6 protein-coding genes and 1 pseudogene are annotated in these 5,368 nt (G+C 63.6%); 4 read left to right on the top strand and 3 right to left on the bottom strand.

The features are described 5' to 3' along the window. Both WB785_RS10120 and coaD read left to right on the top strand, forming a co-directional pair. Nucleotides 1-93, top strand: a pseudogene (locus WB785_RS10120) (16S rRNA (guanine(966)-N(2))-methyltransferase RsmD); the annotation flags it as partial. A 76-nt stretch (nt 94-169) separates the two neighbouring features. Next, nucleotides 170-664, top strand: a complete 495-nt coding sequence (gene coaD / locus WB785_RS10115; protein WP_424078860.1) for a pantetheine-phosphate adenylyltransferase — start codon at nt 170-172, stop codon at nt 662-664. A gap of 58 nt (nt 665-722) precedes the next feature. Here the strand turns inward: coaD and WB785_RS10110 are convergent, their stop codons facing one another. Beyond that, nucleotides 723-1,349: a hypothetical protein gene (locus tag WB785_RS10110; RefSeq protein ID WP_424078858.1), complete on the bottom strand. Its 627-nt coding sequence runs from the start codon at nt 1,347-1,349 to the stop codon at nt 723-725. Between the two features lie 238 nt (nt 1,350-1,587). On the opposite strand from WB785_RS10110, the gene WB785_RS10105 reads away from it, so the two are divergent. After that, a complete protein-coding gene (locus WB785_RS10105) occupies nt 1,588-2,016 on the top strand; it encodes a MarR family winged helix-turn-helix transcriptional regulator (RefSeq protein WP_424078861.1) in 429 nt (142 codons plus the stop codon). 39 nt (nt 2,017-2,055) lie between these two features. Here the strand turns inward: WB785_RS10105 and purU are convergent, their stop codons facing one another. Next, complete coding sequence (gene purU / locus WB785_RS10100) at nt 2,056-2,976, bottom strand: formyltetrahydrofolate deformylase (RefSeq protein ID WP_424078856.1); 921 nt, start codon at nt 2,974-2,976, stop codon at nt 2,056-2,058. A gap of 71 nt (nt 2,977-3,047) precedes the next feature. Further along, nucleotides 3,048-4,247: a permease gene (locus WB785_RS10095; protein WP_424078854.1), complete on the bottom strand. Its 1,200-nt coding sequence runs from the start codon at nt 4,245-4,247 to the stop codon at nt 3,048-3,050. A gap of 250 nt (nt 4,248-4,497) precedes the next feature. Here WB785_RS10095 and sepIVA point away from each other — a divergent pair, with 250 nt between their 5' ends. Beyond that, entirely contained in the window at nt 4,498-5,235 is a 738-nt protein-coding gene (gene sepIVA, locus WB785_RS10090) for a cell division protein SepIVA (protein ID WP_424078853.1), read from the top strand. Nucleotides 5,236-5,368 lie beyond the last annotated feature (133 nt).

The raw sequence follows: 5,368 nt of genomic DNA, 5'->3' as shown, positions 1-5,368 counted from the left end.
ACCAGCCAGGCGCTGAGCTGGCCGCCGAGCTGGCACCCCTGGGCGCAACGGGTTTACGGCGACACCCGCCTGGAGCTGGCCGAACGGCTGTAGCTGGGCGTGTAGCGTCTTCCGACATGAGCGCCGCTTCTCCTCATCGCTTCGCTCTGCATCGTCGCGGTCGCGCGACATGAGCGGCGCGGTCTGCCCGGGGTCATTCGATCCGGTGACGTTGGGCCACATCGATGTCTTCGAACGCGCCGCGGCTCAGTTTGACGAAGTGGTGGTGGCGATCCTGGCCAACCCCGCCAAGAAAGGCATGTTCGACCTCGACGAGCGGATCGCGATGATCAACGAGTCGACGACGCATCTGCCCAATCTGCGTGCGGAGGCCGGGGAGGGTCTGGTCGTCGACTTCGTCACCGCCCGCGGGATGACGGCCATCGTGAAGGGGCTGCGCACCGGCACCGACTTCGAATACGAACTGCAGATGGCGCAAATGAACAAACACGTCGCCGGCGTCGACACCTTTTTCGTGGCAACCACGCCACGGTATTCGTTCGTCTCGTCGTCGTTGGCTAAAGAGGTCGCGATGCTCGGCGGCAATGTGTCCGAGTTGCTGCCGGAGCCGGTGAACCGTCGGCTAGCCGAAAAATTGCGACAGACCGGACGCGGGAAAAGGTAGGCGAGAAACCACCAGCGCGACCGAGCGGAGGAAACGGCCGCGCTGGTGGTTGGTTCTGTCAGCTCTCGGCAAGCGCACCGTGCAGTGACTGCTTGGCTTCAGTGATCGCGGTCAAGACCTTGGTACGCGCCTCGGCCAGCTTCTCCTTCTGCACATCCGTGCCCGACCAGACGATGGTCCGCGCGAGTCCGGCAAGCTCGACAAGTCCCCAACGAATCTTGATGACGTCGCCGAACTTCGCGGCCTGAGCGAGCCGCGCGTGGATCGCTGCGCTGGTAATGCCCTTCCACGCCAACACATTGGTGCCCTGCTCGGTCAGAGTGGCTACCCCGTCGCTGACCGTCACGAAGCCGCGACCCGCGAGGTGCCCAATTGCAATCTCGACGATCGGCTCCGGAGGCGTGAGAGCGCCGTCGGTGGCCTCAGAAACGCGCTGCACGATCTGCGCGGCGTTCGCCGGCCCGTCCAGCAGCAGCGCGGCGGTGCCGACCACTACTCGCTTGCGGGGCCCACCGAAACCGGGCCCACCGAAACCATGCCCACCGAAACCGTGTCCACCAAAGCCGGGGCCGCCGAAGCCAGGTCCCCCGAATCCGGGACCACCGAAGCCGGGTCCACCCCAACCGTGCCCGCCAAACCCAGGTCCACCCCAGCCAGGTCCACCAGAAAATCCACCACCGAACACCTTGTTCTCCTTCAGGTAACGGCGACTAACCAACCCGGCCCGCCGCCAATTTGCATATCTAGTTACTTGATACGCGGCCGGTCGAGGTGTGTCAAGAAACTTGATATCAGGTCAGAATGCACAACAATGACGAGCAGCCACGCGCTGGGATCAGGGCCTCAGACGGGGTGATCCGTGTCAGCATGTCTGAGTGAGCGAAATCGAGGATCAAACGCTGGGCTTTCTGGTCCGTCGGTTGATGGCGCGATTGCGACCCGAGGCGGCGTCGGCGTTGCGACCGCTCGGGCTGGGATTGCCGGAGTTCGTGTGCTTGCGCATTCTTGCGACAGATCCGGGCCGCACCGGCGCCGACCTTGCCCGTCACACGCACGTCACGGCGCAGGCGATGAACCTGGTTTTGCACGAGCTGGAAGATATGGGTGCGGTGACCCGACCGGAAACGGCTCCGTCGGGCCGTGCACTGCCCGCTCAACTCACCCGCAAGGGCAAGGCGCTGCTCAAGCGCGCGGAAGCGGCCTTCGAGGCGGCCGAGGACAAGGTATTGGCGCACCTGAGCCCGGCCGAACGACGCCAGCTCAAACGACTGCTCTATAGGGCCGGGGACAGGCCCATCGAAGACCCGGCGACGTGTGCGTCCCCCGGGGCGCAGCCCGTACGACAAAAGTAGCGGGTTTGCCTGCAGGCCAACGTTCGTCGAGCGAAACAGTCAGAAAACGACAGTCTGATTGTCGTGCACGATGACGCGGTCTTGGCAATGCCACAGCACGGCGCGGGAAAGCACCGCCCGCTCGACGTCGGCGCCGACGCGCACGAGGTCGTCAACGGTGTGGGTGTGGTTGACGCGCACGACATCTTGCTCGATGATCGGACCCTCGTCGAGGGTCTCGGTGACGTAGTGGGCGGTTGCGCCGACCAGTTTGACCCCGCGTTCCCGCGCCCGCTTGTAGGGCGCCGCACCGGTGAAGGCGGGAAGAAACGAGTGATGAATGTTGATCAGCGGACAGCCGACCGCTTCGAGGAACGCAGGACTGAGTATCTGCATATAGCGAGCCAGCACCACCAAATCGACATTGCCGGCTAGCAACTGAAGCTGACGCTGCTCGGCTTCGGCGCGAGTGTCGCGATTGGCAGGGATATGTACAAAGGGCACGCCGAAGGGCCGTACATGTTCGGCTAGGTTGGGATGGTTGGCGATCACCATGACGATCGATATCGGAAGTTCACCGCGGCGGTTGCGCCACAACAGATCTAGCAAACAGTGATCCTCCTTCGAGGCCATGATGGCGACCCGCTTGGGCTTAGCGGCCTCGGTGAACCTGTAATTGATATTGAATTTGTCGGCCACGGTGGTGGCGAATTTGTGTTCGAGGTCGTCGATCGCAGCGGTGAGGCCGGGCAGGTGAAAGATGGCGCGCTGCAGAAATGTTCCGTCCTCTGGCGCGGTGGAGTGCTGATCCAGCGAAATGATATTGGCGCCGGCCTGGGCAAGAAAGTTGCTGACCGCCGCGATCAGGCCTGGCCGGTCATGGCAGCGCAGCAGTAGCCGACCGATATCGGCCGGCGGCGGCGGACCGCCCGGTGGTGGCAGGTAGTTATCGGGCTGTGGCTGCGCGGAGGGCGTTGTCATGAGTCCCTTCACCCGTAGTTCTCAATACGATGATGACGGACCTGGGCCGCCCGCGGGCCAGGATAGCCCCGCTAGTGGCACTCGCGACTGTGATCGTGATGCTCGTTTTCCATGTCGGGGGAGCCGCCCATCATGCGCAGCATCGGGATGCCGTTGGTAGCAACGAAGCGGATCGCCAGCACCGTCGCGATGACCAGGAAGACGATGTTGAGCCAGGTGGTGTAGTTCCACGAGATTTCGGACTGCATCACCGTTGCGTTGCGCTGCGCAGGAATGAGACTCGTTGCGCCGAAGATCAATTCGACAAGGTAACCGGCCGCGACCATGGCGGCATAAAACGTGCCCAGCAACGTCAGCATCATCGCTGTGCCGTAGTACTTCCGGTAGATGTTCAGGATCGGAATGATCAACAGGTCGGCGAAAATAAACGCGACGACACCGCCGAAACTGATGCCGCCGTTCCACAGCACCGCGGCGAGCGGCACGTTGCCGATCGAGCAGACGAACGAGATGATCGCCACGAAGGGGCCGACGATCGGCCCCCATATCGTCGACCAAACTGGATGATCAGAAAAAAAGAAGTGCTGCCAAAACGATTCGGGAACCCAGGCCGCGATAGCGCCCGCGATCAACAGCCCCAGGATGAGGTCACGAAGAATCGCGGTCCACTCCATGACGAACACATGTGACACCGAGGTGAAGCCCTCCCCGGACAACAACCGCCGCCAAAACGAACCCTCGCGTTGAACCGACATGTCCATCGCGGCATGGCCTTCCATCGACCCCGCCAGCCCCCGTTCAGCCTGCTGGCGGGCGGCGTCAACGAGTCGCGAGCGCACGAAAAGCCGGAACAGCACAGCCAGCACCACGATCATCAGTGGGCCGCCGACGAACTCCGCCGCAGTGAACTGCCAGCCCATCAGCAGGGCCAGGATGATGCCCAACTCCACCACCAGATTCGTCGAGCCGATCTCGAAGGCCATCGCCGCGGTGAAGTTGGCGCCCTTGCGGAATAACGACCGGGCCAGAGCCACCGCCGCATACGAGCACGACGAAGACGCTGCGCCCAGTGCCGCCGCGACGGCCAGGGTGCGCGGCCGATCGTTACCCAGCAGAGCGACGATGGTGGATCGACGCACGACGGCCTGCACCACAGCTGACAGCGCGAAACCCAGAATCAGCGCCCACAAGATCTCCCACGTCATCGACCCTGCAAGCGCCAATGCATGCTCGACCGCTCTCACCGCTTCGGTTACCACCAGACCCTCCAATTCGGCCGTCCGCCTGCCAAGGCTTGAATCAATCAATAGACGCCCAGGGGGTATAGCGCCAACCGGACATCACCGTCGCGCCCCTCCATAATTGCGGCAAATCTGCCCGACCCGACATAATGGCGCCAAGTGTGCAGGTAAGTGGCACCGTTCCGGTCGCTCAATGTCCGACACACCGGGCCGAGCAACCCAGTCACAGGCGCAACACCAGGCACACTGGTAACAACAACGATGCCGGAAGGGTGTTGCCGTGTACCGAGTTTTTGAGGCGCTCGACGAGCTGGGCGCGATTGTCGAAGAAGCTCGTGGTGTGCCGATGACAGCGGGCTGCGTGGTGCCCCGCGGTGACGTCCTCGAGCTGGTCGATGACATCAAGGACGCGATCCCGGGTGAGCTGGATGACGCTCAAGACGTGCTCGACGCGCGCGACTCGCTGTTGCACGAGGCCAAGGCGCATGCCGACTCCGTGATGTCCTCGGCGAACACGGAGTCGGAATCGATGCTCAACCACGCCCGTGCGGAGGCGGATCGGATCTTGGCCGACGCAAAAGCGCAGGCCGACCGGATGGTGGGCGAGGCGCGCCAGCACAGCGAAGGAATGGTTTCCGAAGCGCGTGAGGAATCGGTCCGTATCGCGGCGGCGGCCAAACGCGAGTACGAGGCCACCACGGCCCGCGCCAAGTCGGAGTGCGATCGGCTTGTCGAGAACGGCAACATCTCCTACGAGAAGGCCGTGCAGGAAGGCATCAAAGAACAGCAACGCCTGGTATCGGCGACCGAGGTCGTGCAATCTGCCAACGCCGAGGCGTCTCGGCTTATCGACGCGGCGCACGCCGAAGCCGACCGACTGCGCGGTGAATGCGACATCTACGTCGACAGCAAGCTGGCCGAGTTCGAGGAGCACCTCAACAGCACCCTTCGCTCGGTCAACCGCGGCCGCCACCAGCTGCGGACTGCGGCCGGCGTGCACGACTACGCGCAGCGCTAGTCCTGATCCGGGCGACACAAGGCGGGCCCGCGCCGCCCGTAGGATTGCGGCTATGGCCAGGCAGCACCGCCAATCGGCGCAGCCGCGTCCGGGATCGCCGCTAGCCGTTAACATCGCGCGGTTGGGACGGCGC

Source organism: Mycobacterium sp. (assembly GCF_049585075.1).
In the GTDB taxonomy this organism is placed as follows: Bacteria; Actinomycetota; Actinomycetes; order Mycobacteriales; family Mycobacteriaceae; genus Mycobacterium.
Note: the sequence above shows the minus strand (reverse complement) of the source record. Positions and strands in the feature narration are given on the sequence as shown.

Excerpts from the sequence above, each read along its gene's own strand:
- coaD (WP_424078860.1), top strand. The coding sequence starts at position 170 with ATGAGCGGCGCGGTCTGCCCGGGGTCATTCGATCCGGTGACGTTGGGC.
- WB785_RS10105 (WP_424078861.1), top strand. The coding sequence starts at position 1,588 with ATGGCGCGATTGCGACCCGAGGCGGCGTCGGCGTTGCGACCGCTCGGG.
- purU (WP_424078856.1), bottom strand. The coding sequence starts at position 2,976 with ATGACAACGCCCTCCGCGCAGCCACAGCCCGATAACTACCTGCCACCA.